Annotated in this window: 20 protein-coding genes; 17 read left to right on the top strand and 3 right to left on the bottom strand. The window is 46.4% G+C overall.

From position 1 onward, the window contains the following. Positions 1 to 28: 28 nt before the first annotated feature. Both GRFL_RS08115 and GRFL_RS08110 read right to left on the bottom strand, forming a co-directional pair. On the bottom strand, positions 29 to 1,411 hold the full coding sequence (locus GRFL_RS08115) for a sensor histidine kinase (RefSeq protein ID WP_083644143.1): 1,383 nt from the start codon (positions 1,409 to 1,411) through the stop codon (positions 29 to 31). Further along, positions 1,408 to 2,076 (bottom strand): response regulator transcription factor, encoded by a 669-nt coding sequence (locus GRFL_RS08110; RefSeq protein ID WP_083644142.1) that lies wholly within the window; start codon positions 2,074 to 2,076, stop codon positions 1,408 to 1,410. Before GRFL_RS08110 ends, GRFL_RS08115 begins: the two co-directional genes overlap by 4 nt. A 204-nt stretch (positions 2,077 to 2,280) precedes the next feature. On the opposite strand from GRFL_RS08110, the gene GRFL_RS08105 reads away from it, so the two are divergent. The 16 genes from GRFL_RS08105 to GRFL_RS08030 all read left to right on the top strand — a co-directional run bounded on the left by GRFL_RS08105 (position 2,281) and on the right by GRFL_RS08030 (position 19,604). Continuing rightward, on the top strand, positions 2,281 to 3,633 hold the full coding sequence (locus GRFL_RS08105; RefSeq protein WP_083644141.1) for a TolC family protein: 1,353 nt from the start codon (positions 2,281 to 2,283) through the stop codon (positions 3,631 to 3,633). A 3-nt stretch (positions 3,634 to 3,636) separates the two neighbouring features. Further along, positions 3,637 to 4,545 carry an efflux RND transporter periplasmic adaptor subunit gene (locus GRFL_RS08100; protein ID WP_083644140.1) on the top strand — a complete coding sequence of 303 codons (909 nt, stop codon included), beginning with the start codon at positions 3,637 to 3,639 and terminating at the stop codon, positions 4,543 to 4,545. Next, positions 4,542 to 7,544: an efflux RND transporter permease subunit gene (locus GRFL_RS08095; protein ID WP_083644139.1), complete on the top strand. Its 3,003-nt coding sequence runs from the start codon at positions 4,542 to 4,544 to the stop codon at positions 7,542 to 7,544. Before GRFL_RS08100 ends, GRFL_RS08095 begins: the two co-directional genes overlap by 4 nt. Before the next feature lie 52 nt (positions 7,545 to 7,596). Next, entirely contained in the window at positions 7,597 to 8,268 is a 672-nt protein-coding gene (locus GRFL_RS08090) for a response regulator transcription factor (protein ID WP_083644138.1), read from the top strand. Between the two features lie 2 nt (positions 8,269 to 8,270). Beyond that, on the top strand, positions 8,271 to 9,527 hold the full coding sequence (locus tag GRFL_RS08085; RefSeq protein WP_083644137.1) for a sensor histidine kinase: 1,257 nt from the start codon (positions 8,271 to 8,273) through the stop codon (positions 9,525 to 9,527). A 71-nt stretch (positions 9,528 to 9,598) separates the two neighbouring features. Then, positions 9,599 to 10,069, top strand: coding sequence for a PepSY-like domain-containing protein (locus GRFL_RS08080; RefSeq protein WP_083644136.1), 471 nt, complete (start codon positions 9,599 to 9,601; stop codon positions 10,067 to 10,069). 61 nt (positions 10,070 to 10,130) lie between these two features. After that, entirely contained in the window at positions 10,131 to 10,694 is a 564-nt protein-coding gene (locus tag GRFL_RS08075; protein ID WP_083644135.1) for a phosphatase PAP2 family protein, read from the top strand. A gap of 3 nt (positions 10,695 to 10,697) precedes the next feature. Continuing rightward, entirely contained in the window at positions 10,698 to 11,363 is a 666-nt protein-coding gene (locus GRFL_RS08070; protein WP_257787369.1) for a DedA family protein, read from the top strand. A 125-nt stretch (positions 11,364 to 11,488) separates the two neighbouring features. Continuing rightward, positions 11,489 to 12,682: a glycoside hydrolase family 53 protein gene (locus GRFL_RS08065; RefSeq protein ID WP_236995904.1), complete on the top strand. Its 1,194-nt coding sequence runs from the start codon at positions 11,489 to 11,491 to the stop codon at positions 12,680 to 12,682. 6 nt (positions 12,683 to 12,688) lie between these two features. Beyond that, the gene (locus GRFL_RS08060) at positions 12,689 to 15,130 is read left to right on the top strand and encodes a glycoside hydrolase family 2 TIM barrel-domain containing protein (protein WP_083644134.1); all 2,442 of its coding nucleotides are present in this window, start codon (positions 12,689 to 12,691) and stop codon (positions 15,128 to 15,130) included. 271 nt (positions 15,131 to 15,401) lie between these two features. Continuing rightward, positions 15,402 to 15,815, top strand: a complete 414-nt coding sequence (locus tag GRFL_RS08055; protein ID WP_139839178.1) for a hypothetical protein — start codon at positions 15,402 to 15,404, stop codon at positions 15,813 to 15,815. Positions 15,816 to 15,865: 50 nt separating this feature from the next. Beyond that, positions 15,866 to 16,291: a hypothetical protein gene (locus tag GRFL_RS08050; RefSeq protein WP_139839179.1), complete on the top strand. Its 426-nt coding sequence runs from the start codon at positions 15,866 to 15,868 to the stop codon at positions 16,289 to 16,291. A 3-nt stretch (positions 16,292 to 16,294) separates the two neighbouring features. Next, entirely contained in the window at positions 16,295 to 16,678 is a 384-nt protein-coding gene (locus tag GRFL_RS08045; protein ID WP_083644131.1) for a hypothetical protein, read from the top strand. Between the two features lie 65 nt (positions 16,679 to 16,743). Next, positions 16,744 to 17,541, top strand: a complete 798-nt coding sequence (locus GRFL_RS08040; RefSeq protein ID WP_083644130.1) for an MbnP family protein — start codon at positions 16,744 to 16,746, stop codon at positions 17,539 to 17,541. 43 nt (positions 17,542 to 17,584) lie between these two features. Continuing rightward, positions 17,585 to 18,625, top strand: coding sequence for a cytochrome-c peroxidase (locus GRFL_RS08035; protein ID WP_083644129.1), 1,041 nt, complete (start codon positions 17,585 to 17,587; stop codon positions 18,623 to 18,625). Next, positions 18,600 to 19,604, top strand: a complete 1,005-nt coding sequence (locus GRFL_RS08030) for a hypothetical protein (protein WP_083644128.1) — start codon at positions 18,600 to 18,602, stop codon at positions 19,602 to 19,604. The genes GRFL_RS08035 and GRFL_RS08030 overlap by 26 nt, the downstream gene beginning before the upstream one ends. A 15-nt stretch (positions 19,605 to 19,619) precedes the next feature. On the opposite strand, the gene GRFL_RS08025 is transcribed toward GRFL_RS08030, so the two are convergent. Further along, the gene (locus tag GRFL_RS08025) at positions 19,620 to 19,961 is read right to left on the bottom strand and encodes a DUF6686 family protein (RefSeq protein WP_083644127.1); all 342 of its coding nucleotides are present in this window, start codon (positions 19,959 to 19,961) and stop codon (positions 19,620 to 19,622) included. A 183-nt stretch (positions 19,962 to 20,144) separates the two neighbouring features. On the opposite strand from GRFL_RS08025, the gene GRFL_RS08020 reads away from it, so the two are divergent. Next, complete coding sequence (locus tag GRFL_RS08020; protein WP_083644126.1) at positions 20,145 to 21,605, top strand: vWA domain-containing protein; 1,461 nt, start codon at positions 20,145 to 20,147, stop codon at positions 21,603 to 21,605.

Below are 21,605 nucleotides of genomic sequence, written 5' to 3'. Positions count from 1 at the left end.
TTATTGAGTACCAGCCTATTCCTGGAATTTACTCCCTTAAGATTGGCTTAAATATGATGGTGACCACGGTTCCTTTCCCTTTGATGCTCTTCATTTCCAGCCTGGCACCAATTTCTTCCGCGGCTTTTTTCACGATTGAAAGGCCCAGGCCGTTCCCGGGAGCTCCGGAAGAATCTTTAGCTCGGTAGAAACTCTGGTACAGATGGTCGAAATCTTCTTCGGCAATGCCCACTCCATGGTCTTTGATGACGCAATGAATGAGCCCGTTTATTTCCTGAACCGCGATTTCCACGAGCCCGGCTTCCGCAGAATATTTAATGGCATTTCCAAGGATATTGTCTAAAATAAGCTGGGAATAATACTCTGGGATCAGCGAATGTTCCAGGGCATCATACTCCAGTTTGACCTGGATATTCTTCTGCTCGATAAACCATTTCTGGCGAGCCAGGCAAATATTGATGACGCTTGTTATGAGGATTCCCTCATCGTTTTCCACCAGGTGCGCCTTATCCATTCTCGCCAGGATGAGTAGCTGCTCCAGGGTGTGAGTCATGGAATCGATCACGTCCAGGCTATAGTTCACTGTTTTCTCGTATTCGCTGGTGGCGCGTTCCTTTCTTATAAGCACTTCCAGGTTCCCTCTTAAATTGGTCAGCGGGGTGCGCAGCTCATGGGAAGCATCCATCGTAAATGCCTTTTCCCGGTCCATCGCGGCCTGAACCCTTCCCAGCAGTTCATTTATCGCTGAAGAAAGTGCATAGAGTTCATCTTCGGTTTCGGGTAACTGCACTCTTTCGTGCAGGTTGTTGCGGGTGATCCTGTTCGTGGTGTGGATGATATTGGCAATTGGTGAAATGTTCTTTCCGGCGAGGTAGCGGGAAATCAGGAACAGCACAATGAGGATGAGCGGGTAAAGGATCAGTAAAGTATACTTTAGTTTGGACAGGAGTGTCAAAGCCGAATTGATCGAAAGCGCCCCGATCATGTACCCTTTCACTTTTCCATTTTTTGTCAAAGGCAATTGTGCCTGCCTGACAGATTTATGGCTGAGTTCTGAATTGAAATAGGAGTTCTCCCCGGTTGCCACCAGTTGAAGAATGTCTTCCTTCAGGTTTGGTGATTTATCAAATACCTGTCCTAACGTATCGGTGATCTGGATAAATACCGGGTTTACCTGGACTTCCAGGTGTTCGCGCTCTTCCAGTTCAGCCTTATTGGTAAAATAAATAGTGTCCTTCGCAATCGTAATTTCCTGGCTGTGCTTCTGTATCTCGAACTGCAGGTCAGCATCAATACTTTCATAGATCGTGTTCCTAACCAGCAGGTAGATCGAGATAAAAGTTCCCAGGATGATCACCGCGGTCACGACGATATAATACAGTGCAATTCTATTTCTGAAATTCAGTTTCATGAGGGATCCTGTGCTAGGTAACCCACACCTCGAATGGTCTGGATGTATTCTTTATCGGTAATGCCCAGTTTTTTCCGAAGGGAATTCATAAAAACATCGATCACGCCCGTATTGTATTCAAAGTGGATATCCCAAACCTCGCGAATGATCTGGGTGCGTTCGGAAACCCGGCCCTTGTTGCGCACGAGAAACTCCAGTAACTGGAACTCCTTCTGGGTAAGGTTCACGGGAGTTCCGGCTTTAGTGACCTCGTATTTCTGAAGATCGATCTGGATATCCCCCAGCTGCAAAATTTCCGTTTCAGTAGTACGGTTTCTCCATTGCACCTTGATGCGTTCCAGCAATTCTACAAAATGGAAAGGTTTCTTGATATAATCGTTGGCGCCCGCCTGCAGCCCATCGATCGTATCCTGTACGGTATCTTTGGCGGTTAGAAAAATAATGGGTGTTGCAGCGTCTTTTTCGCGGAATTCCCGGCAAATTTCAGGTCCGCTCAGGTCTGGAAGCATCCAGTCCAGGATGACCAGGTCAAACTTTTCGTCAAACAGGAGTTTCAGTGCCGGTTTGCCTTCAGTAGCCACTGTCACCATATAACCTTCCTCCTCCAGTCCCTGGCGGATAAAGTTGGCAATACCGGGTTCGTCTTCTACGATTAGGATTTTCATCCCTCAAAATTGTTCAAGATTAGGAAACCTTCGGAAAATTTCTCCTTAAGATTCGCTTAAAATTAATAGAATCAGTCCAGACTCTGCCGATTTTCTGCGGAAATACCCAAAAGCCGCTTTAGAAAGTCTTTAGAAAGCACTTGTAATTTTGACCAAAATAAGATCGTGTTGCGCTTACGCTGGATAATTTTATGCTGCTTTTTAATGGCCAAAATAGCCGTGGCCCAGGAAAATTCGCTGAATTATTTCCTGGCCGCTGCGGAAAATAACAATCCAGATTTACTGCAAAATCAGAACCTCGTGCAGGTAGGAGAACTGCAAACCGAACTGATACGGGCAGAAAATGATTTCCAGTTCTCGGCTACTTCGGAAGTAATGCTAGCACCATATTTTAACAGCAATGGCAATTTTATGGAGGTGACCACCACGCCCTCGCCAAACGCCTACGGGTATGCCGAGCCGGTGAGTAACGGCGCGCTGTATTCCGCCCAGCTAAACATCGCTAAAAACATTTTCAATCGCTCTCAGATCCAGAATCTTCAGTTCCAGAACAAGATCAGTAACCGCGCTATAGAATTGTCTTCGGAAGAAATTTGGCACCAGCTGAAAAAACAGGTCACCGCCGCCTATATACAGGTCTACCAGCTGCAGCTGCGGAAAGAATTGCTGCAGGACCTCATCGAAGGACTAAAAAACCGACTGGAAGTGGTGGAACTGCTGGTAAAAAAAGGAATTTTACTGCAAAGCGACTACCTGCTGCTGCAACTGGAGATCGATAATCGGAATCTGGAAATGCAGCAATTAGAGAATAATTTCCAGTCGAACCTTCTCAGCCTTCAAAATGCCGTTGGCCTGGAAAAAATATCGAACGATACACTTCTGGCTCCCGAAATCCCCCTTTCTGCCGAACTGGAGGTGTTCCTTTCTGCCTCCCAACAGAATTTTCAGGAACACCTTCGTCCTACTGACAGTTTACCTGAAAACCATTCAATAAAAAACCTGTTTTCTTCCTCAATAGCAGGAAAAGACTCCCTGTTCTTCGAGCGAAAATACACGAATGACAGCCTGCAATTGATCGCGGAACAGCAGGTATTTGAAAACAAATACCAACCCCAGCTTACCGCTTACGGCAATATTGGCCTGAATGCCGTAGACCTCGATCAGCTTCAGCATAACCTGGGATTTAGCGCCGGTTTGCGGCTTAGCATTCCTATTTACGATGGCGGGCAGCGGTCCATCAAAAGGCAACAGCAGCAACTGAAGATTGACAATCTCCGCACTCGCCTGCAAAATCAGGAGCTTCAGCGAAACAATACGCTGGAAAGCTTGAGAAATCAACTGGCCGCTATTCAGAAGGGATTGAAGCTGGTATCCAGGCAATTGCAAAAACAGGAAAACATCCTGGAGATCTACAAGATCAGGATGCTGCAGGGGCAGGTTTCGGTCATTGATTACCTTAAAATGATCGAAAACTACCGCGTAGATCTGGAAACTCAACTTCAGATGCAGGTCAATTTCTGGTTGCTTCAAAATGAGTTTAACGCGACAAACTGGTAAGTCATGAAAAAGATCCTGGCATTTTCAATATTTCTAATATTTCTTGCTGTTTCCTGTAAAAAATCAGCCGAAACTTCCGCAGAGAATATTGCACCCATTCGTGTAAAAACCGCCGTGGTACAGCGAAAAGACCTTCAGGAAAAAATCATTTTCAACGGCGTCACCAGTTTCCAGCAACGAGAACAGGTAAGATCCAGGGTGACCGGCTATATTTCGTGGATGCCCTTTGAAATTGGGGATCCCATTCAAAAAGGTCAGGCTTTTGCCAGCCTGCGAACGAAGGAACAGGACGCATTGGGGCAGGCCGCAAAAATCGATTCTTCCCTGGCGAAATTTGCCAAACCTATTGTGGTTACCAGCAACACTAACGGCGTCATTTCCAGTCTGGCCGTTAATGTGAACGATTATGTCGCGGAAGGTGATGTGCTGGCATCGATTTCTCAACCCAATACCTTGGTGGTAAAAGTAAGCGTCCCTTTTGAATTCATCAATCGCATACAGCCGGGCGATTCCTGCCGGGTGCTGCTAAGCGAAAACCGGCAAATCAAAGCCCGGATCAGCCGAAAGCTTCAAAGTACCGACAGCATTGGCCAGGCGCAGCAGTACCTGATTCGGTTACCATATGCTGAATTACCTGAAAATTTAAATGTACAGGTGGAATTCGTGATCAGCTCGGTGACTAATGTGCTGAGTGTGCCCAAAAAAGCGATCCAAACCAACGAGTTGCTGACGCGATTCTGGGTTATGAAAGTTCAGGATAGCCTCGCCATCAGGCAGGATGTTAAACCCGGGATGGAAAGTGACAGCTTGGTGGTCATCGAGTCTAACGGCCTGCAGGCCAACGACCGTGTGATTATCCAGGGGGCTTACCAGATGCAGGATTCCACCAGGATCAGTATAGAAAAACCATGAAAAACCTGCACTCCAAATATAAATATCCGTTGCTGGCACTGGGGGTACTACTTCTTTTGGCGGGAGGCTACACCTACCAGAAAATGCAGACCGGCTTGTTCCCCAATATCACATTCCCGAAAATCAAGGTCATCGCTGATGCCGGCCAGCAACCGGTGGATAAGATGATGACCACGGTGACCATCCCATTGGAAAATATCATCAGGCGTACCGAAGGCTTGCAATATATTCGAAGCGTTACTTCGCGTGGCAGCTGTGAAATTTCAGTTTTCCTGAATTGGGATATGGACATCAATACCGCTCGTAGCCAGATAGAATCCTACATTCAGCAGTCGAAAGAAGAAATCCTTCCCAATACCAGTTTTTCCGTAGAAAAAATGAATCCTTCCATTCTTCCCGTAATGGGATACTCGGTGGAAGGTGATGGCAGCCTGTCGCAGGTAGACCTTAAAAAGATTGCAAAATACCAGATCAAACCCTATTTACTGGCTACTGAAGGGGTTTCAGATATTGCCGTCATCGGCGGGAAAGACAAGGAATATGAGATCATCCTGAAGCCTTATGCGCTTCAGAATCTTCAGATTTCGATAAAAGACATACAGGATGCCGTGAATAATTCCAATATCCTGCAATCCAACGGTTATATCACAGATTATGACCGAATGTATCTCAACCTTACCAATAACGCGATCGAGAACCTGGCCGACCTGGAAAATGTCGTGGTGAAAAGCAGCACGAGCAGGACGATCAGGCTGAAGGATATCGCGGAAATACAGGTAAACCAGGCGAAAGAATACGTAAAAGTCCTGGCCAACGGAAAAAACGTACCGCTTTTGGCCATTATCAAACAACCCGATGCCAATCTCATCGAGGTCAATAATAATATTGAAAAGAAAGTCGCGGAACTTGGAAGCATTATTCCCAAAAATGTAAGGATCAGGCCGTTTTACAAGCAGGCGAATTTCGTGAATTCCAGCATTCGCAGTATTAAAGACGTATTATGGATCGGGCTTGTTCTGGCAATCCTGGTGGTCATTATTTTTCTGCGGTCATTTTCTGCCAGCATGGTCATTGTGTTCAGCATTCCGCTGAGCCTGGCACTCACGCTACTGGTCATGGATGCTGTAGGTTATACCTTTAATATCATGACCCTGGGAGCTATCGCCGCTGCAATTGGGCTCATGATCGATGATGTGGTGATCGTGATCGAACAGATCCATAAAATAAGGGAAGAACATCCCAAAAAACCCCTCAGCTGGATCGCCCGCGAAGCCATTTCGCATCTATTTCCTGCAATGGTTGGATCGTCGCTCAGCACTTTGCTCATCTTCGTGCCTTTTATTTTGATGACTGGCGTGGCGGGCGCTTACTTCAAGGTGATGGCATACAGCATGATCATCGCTCTGGCGGCTTCCTTTCTGGTTTCGTGGATCATCGTTCCCATTCTCGCCGTGGTTTTTTCCCGCGGAAAAGAGATCCGGCGGAAAAAAGAACCCAAAACCCGCTGGATCCATAAAGTATTGGATCTTCCGTTGATCGGGATCGGTTTTGCGGCAATCTGTATAGCGGTACTGATCATTGTTCCTTCAAAGCTGAATTCCGGTTTTTTACCCGAAATGGATGAAGGCAGTATTGTAATGGATTACCAAAGTCCCGGTGGCACGACCCTCGAAGAGACTGCTGCGATGCTCGACCAGGTGAATCAAATCCTGAATGAACAACCGGAAGTTGAAGCGTATTCAGCAAGACTTGGAACCGAAATGGGATTTTTCATCACCGAACCCAACAGCGGGGACTACCTCATCAAATTAAAGGATAAACGCCAGATTGCCACCATGGAAGTGGCCGACGAGATCCGGAAGAAGATCGAAGCCAAGCTACCCGCACTTCAGGTAGATTTTGGGCAGGTAATTGGTGATATGCTGGGTGATCTCATCAGTTCGGTTCAGCCAATCGAGGTCAAGATCTTCGGGGACGATATTTCGCATTTGCAGGAACTTTCAAAAAAGATAGCTTCAGAAATCGAAAAGATCAGAGGAACGGCTGATGTCAATGACGGGATCATACTCTCCGGCCCGGAAATTTCCGTAGAACCGAAAAATGATGTACTGGCAAGAATCGGGATTTCCCCGGCCGATCTGCAGCTGCAACTGCAAACCCGTATTGGCGGTACGATCGTGAGCACAATGATCGATAATGAGCAGCTCATCAATATTCGCCTGATGTATCCGCAGACCTATAAAAATTCTATTCAGGATCTTCAGAATTTCCAGGTAAATATCCCTGGTGGCTCCACGCTGCCGCTTCCGCAACTGGCAAGCATCCAGCTGAAAAAAGGAGTGGCCCAGGTAAACCGGGAAAACCTGAAATCTATGGGCGTGGTGACCGCCAGGCTGGATCATCGCGATCTTGGTTCCACGCTGGCTGAAATTCAGCAGAAACTGGCAAAAAATGTTAGCATGCCAGCCGGATATCATCTAGAATATGGCGGCTCCTATAAAGAGCAGCAACAGGCCTTCAGCGAACTACTACTCATCCTGATCCTCGCGATCCTGCTCGTGTTCATCGTCATTCTATTCCTCTTCCGAAGGATTAAAATTGCCGTGGTGATCGTGGGAATTGCCATTTTAGGGGTTGCGGGATGCCTGTTGAGCCTTTTGTTAACCGGCACGCCACTAAACGTGGGTAGCTATATGGGAATCATCATGATCGTAGGGATCATTGGCGAAAACTCGATCTTTACCTACCGGCAGTACCTGGAAATTGAAAATGAAAAAAGCCATAAGGAAAAGATCGAATATGCCATTGCTGCCCGTTTGCGACCCAAATTAATGACCGCTTTTGCAGCCATTATGGCCTTAATTCCCCTCGCTCTGGGAATTGGTGCCGGGGCTCAATTGCACCAGCCGCTGGCTATCGCCGTGATAGGCGGGATGATCTTTGCGCTTCCCTTACTGCTCATCGTGCTCCCCACCATATTAAAACTGATCAAAGAATAATCAAATAGTTCTGTTATCTTGTAAATTCATTGTTGAAGCTGCTGAAAGAATTATGAAAATACTGATTGCCGAAGACGAAAAAGCCCTGCAAACTTCCATCAAAACCTTCCTGGAAAAAGATGCCCATGTTTGCGAAACAGCTTCAGATTACGAAGAAGCGCTTTATCGCATCTCGCTTTACGATTATGATATGGTGTTGCTGGACATCAATTTACTGAATGGTTCCGGGCTGGATGTCCTGAAACAATTGAAAAAATCCAGGAGCGAAGCAGGTGTCATCATCATTTCTGCCAACAATTCCCTGGACAATAAGCTGGAAGGTCTGGACCTGGGAGCCGATGATTATATCACCAAACCTTTTCATCTGGCCGAACTCAATTCCCGGATCAAAGCGGTGCTTCGCCGGGGCAAATTCGGCGGTAACGAGGAACTGCAATTTCAGGAAATCACCATCCAAACCAGGTCTAAAACAGTGCTCGTAGAGAAGCGGCCCATCGAATTAACACGTAAAGAGTACGATCTTCTGGTCTTCTTTATCACCAACGAAGGGCGTGTGCTTTCCAAAGAGATCATTGCCGAACACCTTTGGGGCGACCAGAGCGATATGCTGGATAATTTTGATTTTATCTATGTGCATATCAACAACCTTCGGAAGAAACTCGGCAGGGCATCCCATTATATCCAGACAGCCTACGGTTCGGGTTATATCTTTAAATCTGCCTGAAATTGAAGAACAAAAGATCCATAACGCTCCTTCAAAAAACCTCCAAGGCCTTTATCCTCATCAGTGTGCTGCTGATTCTTTTCAGCACGCCGGTGCTCTATTTCTTTATCAGTAAACTGATGGAACAGGAAGTGGAAGAAGAGCTGTACTCGCGAAGTTACAGGCTGGAACATTATGCGACTGAAAACGGGCAATTAATAGAACTGCCGCCGGTTTTTGAGATCGTGAAAACGCCGCGTCTTCGTCCTGAGATTTTAAAAGACACGCTCATCTATGATCCGTCGCAGGATGAAACGGAACTTTTCCGCGAATTGAGCACTTTTAGAACCATCAACGGGGAGATTTACCGCATTACCGTGCGATCCATGGTCGTAGAAACCCAGGAGATCGTGGTGATCACGCTGGTATATTTTCTTATCAGTCTCGCCCTGGTATTCGTGATCCAGTTCTATTTCAGCAGGGCCTGGAATCGCAGGATCTGGAAACCTTTTTTCCGAAACCTGGAAGCCATGCAGCATTTTTCCCTGCAGGCGGCCCGCCCGGTTGAACTGGTAGACAGCAATATTGTGGAATTTTCAGAATTAAAGACCGAGATCGAGACGCTTACCTCGCGGGTGATCTACGACTATAACAACCTGAAGGAGTTTACTGAAAATATTTCGCACGAACTTCAAACGGCACTGGCGATCATGCAGGCCAAACTGGAAAATTTCCTGAACGAATCTGCGATTAGCGACCAGCAATTCGAAGAACTTTCCAATTTGCAGCGCCATATTCGCAGGCTGGCCAATCTCAATAAAAAACTGGTGTTACTGGCAACGCTCGATCAACGCCAGAAAAATGATTATCAGGAAATCTCTTTGAATGATTTGCTCGAGGAGATGGTCATCAACTTCCGGGAGATCAGTCCTGTTGAGATCGAACTGGAAAAAAAAAAAAACCTGACCCTCTTTTCAGATCCGGAGCTTATTCAGTCTTTGATCGGAAATCTGCTCAGCAATGCCATCAAGCATACCGAAGGTGATGGACCTATTAGAATAACGATCGACCATGACAGGCTGGAGATCAGTAATCCTGGCGATGCCGAGCTGGAAGATGCCGAGCGAATCTTCAGGCGTTTTTACCGAAAAAACGAGCGTTCCAAACCCGGTAGCGGACTAGGCCTGGCGATCGTTCAGAAAATCTGCGAAGTCCTGCAATATAATGTCACCTATCATTTTGCCGAAAACAGGCATTTTTTCAGGATCATTTTTAATTAAGAAAGTTTTAATAGCCAACTTTAAAAGAACTTTAGAATTCAGCAGTAGTTTCCCTATTCAAATGTTTTAACATGAAAAAGTGGACACAGGCTGGAGTTTTTTTCCTGATGTTCTTGCTGATCGCCTGCGGAAAAAATTCCGAAGTAGACAGCCAGGTACAGGAAGCTTTCAGCAAAAGGTTTCCGGATGCACAGAAAGTGACCTGGGGAAAAGAAAACTCAGAAGAATGGGAAGCGGAATTTGAGCAAAATCAACAGGAGTTTTCCGCGAATTTCAATACCGACGGAAAATGGCTCGAAACTGAAGCTGCAATCCCAATGGAGCAGCTGCCGCAAAAGATTTCCGAAGCGGTGAAAAGCGATTTCTCCGAAGCTCAGATCCGTAAAATCTTCAGAATAGAACAACCTAACGAATTTTTTTATGAACTGGAGTTGCAGCAGGACAATCGGGAAATAGAAGTACTGTACAAGGAATCCGGGGAATTGCTGGAACAAAAAACCGTCCAGCAAATAGAAGAATATCATCAGGAAGGAGACGATTAAATTCTCGTTAAATTGTTAAATTCAAAGGAGCCGCGTGGCTTCTTTTAGTGTTTTTAGAAATATGAATAACGATTTTAAAAACTATATTTTTATACTAATTTTCAGCCTGTTCCTGTCATTCCAGGGACACGCTCAATTCATCAAACAGGAAAGTCCCGGTATCAAGACCGCGGGTGACGTGCTCTTATTTGCAGTGCCTGCCTCCACGCTGGCGACCACGCTCATCTTAAAAGACCGGGAAGGTAGCTGGCAGTTCACCAAAGGTTTTATCCTGAATCAGGTCGTGACTTTTGGACTCAAAGTGGCTCTCAATAAACCCAGACCGCATCACAACGGGGATAACGCTTTCCCTTCCGGCCATACTTCCACCACTTTTCAAAGTGCCGCATTTATACATGAACGCTACGGCTTCAAATACAGCATTCCCGCTTATGCGCTGGCCGGTTTTACCGCTTTTAGTCGCATTAATGCCCAGAAACATGACGGTTACGATATCCTGGCCGGGGCAGTGGTGGGGATCGGGAGTTCGCTTATTTTCACAAGTCCGTATGAACGGGAACACATGGAATTGACCTTTTCCAGCAATGAGCACGCAGCTTTACTGGGTTTCACCTATAAATTTTAAAACGTGAACAGTATTTTAGATTTTTTCCTCCACCTGGATAGTCATCTTTTCACCATGATCATTGATTATGGCGTCTGGATCTATGCCATTCTTTTCGCGTTCATTTTCATCGAAACCGGCCTGGTCGTCATGCCGTTTTTACCGGGAGATTCCCTGTTATTTGCTGCCGGGACATTTTGCGCGGGCGTGGTGAACGATGCCGGGCAAACGGCTGAACTCAATCTTTATATTGTACTCATCAGTCTAGCTGTGGCCGCCATCCTGGGCGACAGTCTGAATTATTACCTCGGAAAGACCGTGGGACTGAAAGTACTGGCCTGGAAAGTTTTTGGAAGAACCCTAGTAAGTGAAAAGCACATTGATAAAACACGGAGTTTCTATGCGAAACACGGCCCAAAAACCATCATTCTTGCACGCTACGTGCCGGTAGTTCGCACCTTTGCGCCATTTGTAGCCGGAATTGGGGAAATGCACTTCGGAAAATTCATTCGCTATAATGTAATTGGCAGGATCTCCTGGGTTTTGCTGCTGGTACTGGTTGGCTATTTCTTCGGAAACCTGGATTTCGTAAAAAACAATTTTGAACTGGTGATCCTGGGAATCGTGATCCTTTCGATCACCCCGATGATCATCGAATTCATCAAATCCAAAACCCGGAAAAAGGAATAAGCCTTGCTATTTTCCAAAATGATCCCACTATAGAAAACTGAAATCTCCGATCAGGCCAGATCACAAAAAATTCGTTATTTTTACAAAATTAAACGTACATTATACATTTATAACGAATGATGGCTATGTTCAGAGATCTTATTGGCCCTATGCTGAAAACCGGGCTGCTTTGCCTGTTATTTTCGGCCTGTTCTTCAGGAACCACTTCGGAAGACCTTCCGGAGACTAATGACGATTCCCCGGTTAGCGAAACTCCGGAAGAAACACCTGCTGAAACTCCAGAAGAAACCAACTTCTATTATGGTGCCGATCTTTCTTACGTGAATGAAATGGAAGATTGTGGCGCGACCTATTACAACGCTGATGCGCAAGCTGAAGATTCTTACCAGATTTTTGCTGATGCCGGTGCCAACCTCGTTCGTGTTCGCCTCTGGCATTCTCCAGAATGGACCAGTTATTCCAATTTTCAGGATGTTAAAAAAAGTATTAGTCGGGCTAAAGCGGCTAACATGCAGGTCTTGCTGGACTTTCATTATTCTGATACCTGGGCAGATCCTTCCAGACAGGAAATCCCTGCAGCCTGGGCGGCAGTGAAAGACAATACGCCGGTTCTGGGAGACTCACTCTACAACTACACCTATCAGACGCTCAAAAAATTAAAAGAGGCCGATCTTTTGCCTAATATCGTGCAGGTGGGAAACGAGATCAATGGGATGATCCTGCAGCAGGGCGAACTGGAGTGGCCTATAGACTGGGACCGCAACGCATATTTGCTCAATAAAGGTATCCAGGCAGTTAGAGATATTGCTTCACAAAACGAATCAAATATCGAAATCATGCTGCATATCGCGCAGCCAGAAAACGGACTCTGGTGGTTCGAGCAGGCGACAGCAAACGGCGTGACCAATTTCGACTGGATCGGCCTTTCCTACTACCCCATCTGGTCTGACTACAACCTGGAGAATGTCTCCTCAGCGCTTCAAACGCTGATCAGTACCTACGACAAAAAACTGATGGTCGTGGAAACCGCTTATCCTTTCACTCTTGAAAATGCCGATTCGGCCAACAACATTCTCGGGGAAGACGCGCTGGTTGATGGTTTCCCGGCGACACAACAGGGCCAGCTGGATTACCTGAATAAATTACAGGAAGTGATCGAGAATGCCGGTGGCAGTGGCCTGGTTTACTGGGAACCGGCCTGGGTTTCTACCAGTTGCAGCACGCAGTGGGCTCAGGGTTCTCACTGGGATAACGCCACGCTTTTTGACCACCAGAACAAGGCGACTCTGGGAATGCAATTTTACAATGCTTCAAAATAGACAACCATGAACAAGCTCTATAAACAATACTTTTTACTTCTTTTTTGCGCGCTTCTGCTGAATCATTTTCAGGTAGCGGCGCAGCGTGAATCCAGGGAACTTCAGAAAGGCTGGAAATTTGCCAAAGGACCACACCCCGAAGCCGTAGACTCTGAATTTGACGACAGTTCCTGGCAGGATGTTCGAATTCCTCATGACTGGGCTATTTCCGAAGATTTCATCAAGGACGGAAATGGCAGCACCGGCAAATTGCCCTGGAAAGCTGAAGGATGGTACCGAAAAAAACTGGAAATTAACGAAGCTTATAAAAACAAGAGAATTTACCTGGTTTTTGATGGCGTCATGGCCTTTCCGGAAGTTTACATAAACGGAAAACTAGCCGGAAAATGGGATTACGGATATAATTCCTTTTACCTCGACATTACCGACTTTCTGAATTTTTCCGAAGAAAACCTGCTGGCGGTTCATGCCGATACCCGCGAGCACGACAGCCGCTGGTACCCGGGTGGCGGCCTCTATCGCAAAGTGACCATGCTTGTCACAGACCCTGTTCATGTAGATATTTGGGGAACCTATGTGACCACTCCCATTATCAACGCTGATACCGCCACGGTACGCATCAGCAATCATATTCTGAATACTTCCAAAATGGGCGATTCTGTTCGCCTGAAACAGGTGATCTTAGACCCTTCGGGCGAGCAGGTTTCCGCAGAAAAAATGACCAGGTTTCTTGCAGCCGGTGAAGCTGCTTATTTTGAAACCAGCGCGAAAGTTCTGAAACCTCAGCTTTGGGATCTCGACGCTCCCAATCTCTATAGCACGCTCAGCCAGGTTTATGTAAACGGGCAACTTCGGGACGAAAAAAAGACCAGTTTTGGGATTCGAAACATTGAATTCACAGCCAACGATGGTTTTCATCTGAACGGCCGCCGGGTACAGCTGAAAGGCGTGAATCTCCACCACGGTCAGGGTCCCTTAGGAGCTGCATTTTATCCCCGTGCGGCGGAAAGGCAGCTGGAGATCATGCAGTCGCTGGGCGTGAATGCCATCCGTAACAGCCATAATGTTGCCGCGCCAGAATTGCTGGAGCTCTGCGATAAGATGGGAATCCTCTTTTTTGACGAGATATTTGATAAATATGATGCCAAGGCTGATATCGTAGACACCACCGATTTTGAGGATTTTGCGCATCGAAATATTCGGAATTTTATTCGCCGCGATCGCAACCACCCTTCGGTTTTCATGTGGAGCGTGGGCAACGAGATCGGTGATGTGCAGTGGAATATCAATAATGGCTTCCGAAGGCTTCACACCATGCTGAACTATGTGAACAAATATGATCCTACCCGCCCCACCACTTTGGTGAATGACCAGTTGCGAAGCGCAGAATTAAGACATTTTGACCTGTATGATGTGCACAGCTGGAATTACGGAAGGCGCTATCGAATTGCCAGAAAACTGCAACCGAATAAAGCTGTGGTCATCAGTGAATCGGCTTCCACAGTAAGCACGCGCGGCTTTTATGAATTTCCGCTGCCAGAGAAAAAGACTGATTTTACCAAATCGCTTCAGGTCAGTTCGTATGATCTCAATGCCCCGGAATGGGCCGAAATCTCAGATGATGATTTCATGTGGCAGCAGCAGGAACCGTATGTAGCTGGCGAATTCGTCTGGACTGGTTTTGATTATCTCGGCGAACCAACGCCCTACACCAATAAAGAAGTCGAAGAGCTGGGCTTTGATGCGGAAGCCGCTTCCAGGAGTTCCTATTTCGGGATTGTGGATCTGGTGGGAATTCCGAAAGACCGGTACTATTTATATAAAAGTTACTGGAAGCCAGAAGAGCAGACAATCCATATTTTGCCGCACTGGAACTGGGAAGGCCGGGAAGGCGAGAAAACTCCAGTTTTTGTATATACCAACGGCGATTGCGCTGAACTTTTCGTAAACGGAAAATCGTACGGGAAACAATGCAAAAAACCCGAATCAACGGTTTCTACTGAACGTTTCCGACTCATGTGGAACGACGTGGTCTATGAACCCGGAGAAGTAAAGGCCGTAGCTTACAAAGACGGTAAGCAAATTGGCGAAAAAATACTGAAAACAGCCGGAAAAGCAACCAATTTCAGCTTAACTGCAGATCGAAAGATCATCCAAGCAAACGGGAAAGACCTGTCTTATGTGCTGGTGGAAGCATTCGATAAAAAAGGAAATCCCGCTCCCCTGGCCAATGATGTTTTGCAGATCGAGGTCACGGGTGAAGGCCATCTGGCAGGCGCTGGAAATGGAAATCCGCAGTCGTTTGAAGCGTTTCAGAACGATACGGTGAATTTATTCTACGGAAAAGCCGTCATCATCCTGGGTTCTGATTTTGAAAAAGGCACACTGAAATTACGTGTGAAAAGTGCCAACCTGGGCACCGAGACCATCAGTATCAAAGCAGAATAGCATAACTGAAATATTCAGCAAACAAAAAACCGGGGAAATCCCGGTTTTTGTATTTATTGATTTTTCTTCATGAACCAACGGTAATAGATCAGGATGCCCAAGACTACCACCAGGATCACCACGCCTCCTATAATCCTCATAAAAACCAGTTTTAAATTCAAAGCATAAAATAGCCAAAATTTTCGTAGTAAACCCGGCTTTTTCAAAACTTTAGGGATATTCTAACATGCCTGGATTCAGTTAAAACGAGTAGGAAAATCAGCTAAAAAATTTGCGGAGTACTGCCCCAAAATGGAACGGGAGGTTGTATATTTGCAGCGTGAAACAGTTGTTGCCTTTATTTGCAATTCTGATCGTGCTACGGCCCGCTATGCCGGTAGCAACCTATTTCCTGAATTACGAGTATATCGCGACCGAGCTTTGCGAGAACAAGGACCGGCCGGAGCTGAAATGTAACGGGCAGTGTTACCTTATGAAGTCGCTGGCAGAAGCCGCCGAAAAGGAATCCCAGGATAAAAAGGAACAATCTGCCAAAAAAGTGGAAATTCCGCTGCTGTTTTTGCAAAGTTTACCAGAAAGCAGGATGACTGCCATCAGTGAAGAACTGCAGCACAACTTTTCTGCGGAAGACCCGCTCTACACATACCTGCTTACGGGTACCATATTTCACCCGCCCTGTAGTTAGCCGCCCACTGCATTTTTTACTAACTACAATTGTATCCTATGATTTTAAATTTGAGAAAAGTCCTGCTGGCAAGCATGACCTTACTGGTATTTTCCTGCGCGGAAGATACTTCTGAAAAATATGCCGAATACGAAAAACTCTTTCAGCAGGTACTGGAAGTTCACGATGAAGTAATGCCGAAAATGGGAGATCTTCCCGGGCTGGAACAACAACTTCAGAAAATTGCCGATACCAGTGCGAATCCGCGCATCTATTTGGAAGCTGAAAAACAGCTGGAAAGATCAGACAGCCTGATGATGGGCTGGATGCACAGTTTCAGTGACGAATTCGTGAAAAAGAAACCTTCGGTTAAGAAAATGAGCAACCAGGAAATCCAGCAGGAAATAGATGCCCTGCAGGCAGAACTCAAAAAAGTTCGGCGTATGGAAGACGAGATTTCGGCCAGCCTGATCAATGCCCAGGAATTAGTGCGATAAACCATGAGAATTACAGGGTCACTGGTGATCCTGATCGTGCTTTTCAGGCCTCTTTTACCGGTTTTCGACTACCTTTTCCACTACGAGTATATCGTAACCGAAGTGTGTGTGAACAGGGATCGCCCCGAGCTGGAATGCAACGGGAAATGCTACCTGATGCGCAGTCTTGCGGAAGAGGCAGAACGGGAACAGGATGATAAAAAGGGCAAACTACAGGAACGCTATGCATCCACGCTCCTCTACCACGAAGCTCGTCCATACGGGCTGGTTGCTGAATTTGTAGCTTCCGGCGAGATTACGCGCATTCCGGTTTGCTGTCGCTGTTCCTACACGTTCCTTTTTGCTGAAAAGCCTCTCAGGCCACCGCAGTTTCAGGTAATTATTTAAGCCTGCTTTTTGGGAAGCACACTTCCCGAACAGCCATACCTATGTCTAAATTTTAAATAATTATCATGAAAAAATATATTCTGAACAGCCTGATGGCCATTCTTACCATCAGCAGTATTTCCTGTTCCACAGATTCTGAAGAACAGCTTAGTGGCCATAATGACCTGGTCATCGAATTCGATAATGGTTTCAACGGCAACGATCTGCTGCTGAACACCTCCGGCTATGAAAGCATCAATCAGGAACAACTGAAGATCAGCCGACTCAATTACATCGTCAGTAATTTCAAATTAACCACCGCTTCAGGAACGGTTTTTACTTATCCTAAAAACGATTCCTATTTCATAATCAACAAGGAAACCGGCCATACCGAGGTGGTTTTGAAGGAGGTACCGGCAGGTGAATATGCCAGTATCAGTTTTGGAATTGGTGTAGACCAGGAAAAATACCTGCAGGGTGCGGAAGGCCAGGGAGATTTTCTCAGCCTGGCGGAAGCGAATGAAATGATGTGGGCCTGGCAGGCCGGCTATAAATTTCTGAACTACGAAGGAAGTTTTACAACCGCCACTACTGCTGAAGCTCAGAACTTCAAGGTCCATATGGGAAGCCACGGCAGCAGCCTGGACAACTACCGTGCACTCAGCTTGGCATTGCCTTCCAGCGCGTTGGTGAGCAGCGAGCTGAAACCGGTGATCCACCTTGCTGTAGACGCCTCTAAAATTCTGAATGGGCAGTACCAGTTAAGTCTGGAAGAGAAATCGGTCATCATGGTCGATGAAAACAAAAGCCCCCAGATCGCTGAAAATCTTACCGGGATGTTCCGCGTAGATCATGTTCATAACGGTGCCAGCGGCACCCATTAATTCATCGCCGGGAGCCTTCGGGTTCCCGGTTTATAAAGAATGTATGATGAACAAGATATATCTGGTTTGGCTGCTGGCTATTTTTACGGCCTGCTCCAAAGACGCGGTGTACATCCCGCTTGATGAAGAAATACAGGTTTCCATACCTGAAAATTTTCCGGAAATCCAGTACGATCTTTCGGCCAATTCTCCTACCAAAAGAGGTTTTGAACTGGGTAAAAAACTGTTTTATGATGGTAAACTTTCGGCAAATGGCGTGATCTCCTGTGGTTTTTGCCATGAACAGCGCTTCGCTTTCACGCACCACGGCCACCAGTTCAGCCACGGGATCGAGGACCGGGAAGGCATTCGCAACGCGCCGGCCATCCAGAACATGGCATTTTTAAAGGAATTTGCCTGGGACGGAGCCACTGCACACCTGGATCTTTTTCCAATCATTCCTATTACCAATGAGGCTGAAATGGGCGAAACCATGACGAATGTACTGGAAAAGCTCCGGGCTGATTCCGAATATCCTAAACTCTTTTCAGAAGCTTTTGAAGAGGGAGCGATCACTCATGAAAACTTTCTAAAAGCGCTTTCCAAGTTCATGCTCATGATGGTTTCCGCGAATTCGCGCTATGACCAGTTCATTCGCGGTGAAAATGGGGAAAGCTTCAGCCAGACTGAATTAAAAGGCATGCAGCTTTTTCAGCAGAAATGCAGTAGCTGCCATCAAACCGACCTGTTTACTGACCAGGCCTTCCGCAATAACGGATTGCCGGTAAACCCTAAAATCAATGACCTGGGACGGGCAGAAGTAAGCGGGAAGGCGGCCGATAATTACAAATTTAAGGTCCCCAGTCTGCGCAATGTGGGCGTCACTGCGCCCTATATGCACGATGGCCGTTTCGGAAGCCTGGAAGCAGTCCTGGATTTTTACGATCACGGCGTGGTTGATTCGCCAACTTTAGATGAGAAATTGCGACAAAACGGCCAGTTGGGAATCCCCATGAAGGAAACTGAAAAAACGGCCATTATTGCTTTTCTCCAAACATTAACCGATACCATATTTTTAAATGATGAACGATTTTCTGAATATTAGTTTGTACCTGTTCCTGCTCATTTCCAGCCTTAAAATGAGCGCCCGAATTTCCAAAGACAGCCTGGCGATAGATGAACCGCGAGGGAACGAAACATATTTTTGTGATGCCTGCGGCTGCGCGTCTACCGGTGGCAGCATGGGTTTTAGCAGCCTGAGCGGTGGCAGCTTCATAGGTTTGCGATATCTCGGGCAGGAGTATCGATCGCGGGATGGCATTTATGAAAATTCAGCCTGGATCGAGGAATATTTCAACACACTTCAGCTATGGGCAAACTATCCTGTTAGTGACCGAATTTCAGTAAGTGCCATCCTGCCCTATCATTTCCATCATCGGCAATTCGCCAATGCCACGTCCCAGCAAATTTCCGGGATTGGGGATTTCAGTATCCTGGGATTTTATAAAGTCTTCAGGGAATACCAGCAGGAATATCTGGACGCTGAGCAAACAGATTTCCGTCAGGAACTTCGGTTTGGCGGTGGAATTAAGCTGCCTCTGGGTAGCTACCAACGCGCTAATAATGAAGGCAGTGTGAATCCTGGTTTTCAGCTTGGCACCGGTAGCTGGGATTTCATCCTCGCGGGTTCCTATCAGCTTAATTACCGGGACTGGGGCGGAAAATTGCAGGCCAATTATATCCTGAAACAGGAAAACCAGCAGGGCTATCGCTTCGGAAATCAGCTCAATACGAGCCTGCTCTTTTACCGGAATTTTTCCTGGATAGACCTGAAAAAAGTACTGCCGGTGAACCTGGTGCTGTATTCGGGAGTCGCGCAGGAAATATTTGGGAAAAACCGTTCGTTCGGGCAGCCTGTTCAGCATACCAGAGGCTCGGCTGTATTTGGAAAACTGGGAGCAGAGTTCAGCTATGGAAAATGGAACATCGGTGCCAGCTATATCAAACCCCTGGCCCAGAATCTGAACAACGGGCAGGTCGTGGCAAAAAACAGGCTGAGCCTGTCGCTGAATTATTTGCTTTAGGAATCTTTGCGAAGATCAGTTCCAGCTCAATTGGTAATTGATATCCTGAAAACCGAGGTAAACCGGCTGATTTTCGCAAAGCACTAAACGCTTTAATTCGGCCAGATCATCTTTTTCCAATTTTAGTAACAGGTTGGGCTGTGAGGTGGGAATAATGGCGAATTTACAGGAACATCCGGGATTGGGACAGCAGGAATCGTAGATGTCCAGATCCTGCACAAAACTCCTGAAAACTTCCATTTCAGAATAGCTGAATTCGTAACAGATATTCCTGAAATTCATCCAGAAAAGTCCGTTTTTTTGTAAATGGAACAGTTGGCCGTTGCGGGTCTCGCTGATCTTTTTTACCTCGCACATACTTCAGAATTTATTATTTAGATTAATTCTAAACTAAAACGAAGATAGCGAGGCTGTGGAGATTAAGCAAATTATTTAGAATCATTTTAAATAAAATTCGGGACTATCAATAACTTCGGCAATTTTAGACGCAACCGAAAAGAAATTTCCGCATCTATCCTAAAAACGTCTAATCTTCAGAATATGAAAACTCTTTCCAGACTGCTACCCATGTTCCTGCTCATTCTTGCCTCCTGTGAAAAAGGCGGTACCGGAGATGCCTATTTTAATAATACTGATGGATTATATTTTGAAGGCTCCGGTGACCAGTACAACGAAATAGAAGAAAATCCCTTTATCGAAACTTCAGAAAACGCCATTTCCACCTTTTCGATCGATGCTGATGGAGGTTCCTACGCCAATGTGCGCCGGTTTCTTCAGCAGGATAACCAGCTACCCGTAAAAGACGCCGTCAGAACAGAAGAGCTGATCAATTATTTCGAGCTGGATTATCCTCAGCAACCTGGTGAAGCGATCAGTTTGAACGGAGAAATTAGTAGCAGCCCCTGGAGTGAAGGTCATCGCCTGCTAAGAATTGGCGTAAAAGGAAAGGATATTCCGCGGGAGGAATTAGGGCCGTCCAATTTTGTATTTCTTATCGATGTCTCAGGATCCATGGGTAGTGAAGACAAACTCGAAATGCTGAAGAACGGTTTTAAAACACTGACTGATGAATTGAGTGACGACGATCGAATCGCCATCGTTACCTATGCGGGAGAATCGGGCGTATTGCTTCCGTCCACACCGGGGAGCGAAAAGAGCACGATCAAGGCAGCGATCAGCAAACTCGGTGCCGGAGGTTCCACAGCCGGAGCCGCCGGGATCACGACCGCTTACGAGATCGCGGAAGCCAATTTTATAGAACATGGCAATAACCGGATCGTTATAGGAACCGATGGTGATTTCAACGTAGGGGCTTCCTCGCAGGAGGAACTCACCGAATTGATCGAGCAAAAAAGAGAATCGGGCGTATTTATTACGGTTTTGGGCGTTGGCCGCGGAAATCTTCAGGACGGGATGCTCGAACAGATCGCCAACAAAGGAAACGGAACCTACGAGTATATAGACAATGTTGAACAAATGCGGAAAGTGTTCCTATATGATTTCAAGAAGTTCTACACAGCTGCCAAGGATGTCAAGATCCAGGTGGAGTTCAGCCCAAAGGTAGTTCAGGCGTACCGACTCATAGGCTACGAAAATCGCGTGCTGAATACGGAAGATTTTGAAGACGATGAAAAAGATGCCGGCGAAATTGGTATTAACCAGAATATTACCGCGCTGTACGAGATCATCCCGGCCGTAAATGCCGATTATGCTTTGCCCGCCATCACCGTAGACTGCAGGTACAAACTGCCAGACAGCGATTCGAGCCTGCCGATATCCTTACAGGTTTTTGACGAGCTTACGCCTTTTTCCCAGTCTTCCGGTTTTATGAAATTCAGCGCAGGTGTGGCTTCTTTCGGGATGTTGCTGAGAGATTCTGAATTTAAAGGCGACACCAGTTACGAAAAGGTCCTGCAATGGCTGCAGGCTGCACAGTTACACGATGAACATGGCTATAAGGCGCAGCTTCAGGAACTGGTTCAAAAAAGCAATAGCCTGTAG

Origin of the sequence: Christiangramia flava JLT2011, assembly GCF_001951155.1 — a bacterium.
Lineage (GTDB): Bacteria > Bacteroidota > Bacteroidia > Flavobacteriales > Flavobacteriaceae > Christiangramia > Christiangramia flava.
The sequence above is the reverse complement of the archived record's forward strand: the minus strand, read 5'-3'. Positions and strand labels throughout refer to the sequence as shown.

What these genes read in the sequence shown, in the direction of transcription:
- GRFL_RS08045 (WP_083644131.1), top strand. Translation starts at nt 16,295, where the DNA reads ATGAGAATTACAGGGTCACTGGTGATCCTGATCGTGCTTTTCAGGCCT.
- GRFL_RS08075 (WP_083644135.1), top strand. Translation starts at nt 10,131, where the DNA reads ATGAATAACGATTTTAAAAACTATATTTTTATACTAATTTTCAGCCTG.
- GRFL_RS08025 (WP_083644127.1), bottom strand. Translation starts at nt 19,961, where the DNA reads ATGTGCGAGGTAAAAAAGATCAGCGAGACCCGCAACGGCCAACTGTTC.
- GRFL_RS08100 (WP_083644140.1), top strand. Translation starts at nt 3,637, where the DNA reads ATGAAAAAGATCCTGGCATTTTCAATATTTCTAATATTTCTTGCTGTT.
- GRFL_RS08065 (WP_236995904.1), top strand. Translation starts at nt 11,489, where the DNA reads ATGTTCAGAGATCTTATTGGCCCTATGCTGAAAACCGGGCTGCTTTGC.
- GRFL_RS08115 (WP_083644143.1), bottom strand. Translation starts at nt 1,411, where the DNA reads ATGAAACTGAATTTCAGAAATAGAATTGCACTGTATTATATCGTCGTG.
- GRFL_RS08090 (WP_083644138.1), top strand. Translation starts at nt 7,597, where the DNA reads ATGAAAATACTGATTGCCGAAGACGAAAAAGCCCTGCAAACTTCCATC.
- GRFL_RS08110 (WP_083644142.1), bottom strand. Translation starts at nt 2,076, where the DNA reads ATGAAAATCCTAATCGTAGAAGACGAACCCGGTATTGCCAACTTTATC.
- GRFL_RS08060 (WP_083644134.1), top strand. Translation starts at nt 12,689, where the DNA reads ATGAACAAGCTCTATAAACAATACTTTTTACTTCTTTTTTGCGCGCTT.
- GRFL_RS08105 (WP_083644141.1), top strand. Translation starts at nt 2,281, where the DNA reads ATGGCCAAAATAGCCGTGGCCCAGGAAAATTCGCTGAATTATTTCCTG.
- GRFL_RS08080 (WP_083644136.1), top strand. Translation starts at nt 9,599, where the DNA reads ATGAAAAAGTGGACACAGGCTGGAGTTTTTTTCCTGATGTTCTTGCTG.
- GRFL_RS08040 (WP_083644130.1), top strand. Translation starts at nt 16,744, where the DNA reads ATGAAAAAATATATTCTGAACAGCCTGATGGCCATTCTTACCATCAGC.
- GRFL_RS08035 (WP_083644129.1), top strand. Translation starts at nt 17,585, where the DNA reads ATGATGAACAAGATATATCTGGTTTGGCTGCTGGCTATTTTTACGGCC.
- GRFL_RS08030 (WP_083644128.1), top strand. Translation starts at nt 18,600, where the DNA reads ATGATGAACGATTTTCTGAATATTAGTTTGTACCTGTTCCTGCTCATT.
- GRFL_RS08095 (WP_083644139.1), top strand. Translation starts at nt 4,542, where the DNA reads ATGAAAAACCTGCACTCCAAATATAAATATCCGTTGCTGGCACTGGGG.
- GRFL_RS08020 (WP_083644126.1), top strand. Translation starts at nt 20,145, where the DNA reads ATGAAAACTCTTTCCAGACTGCTACCCATGTTCCTGCTCATTCTTGCC.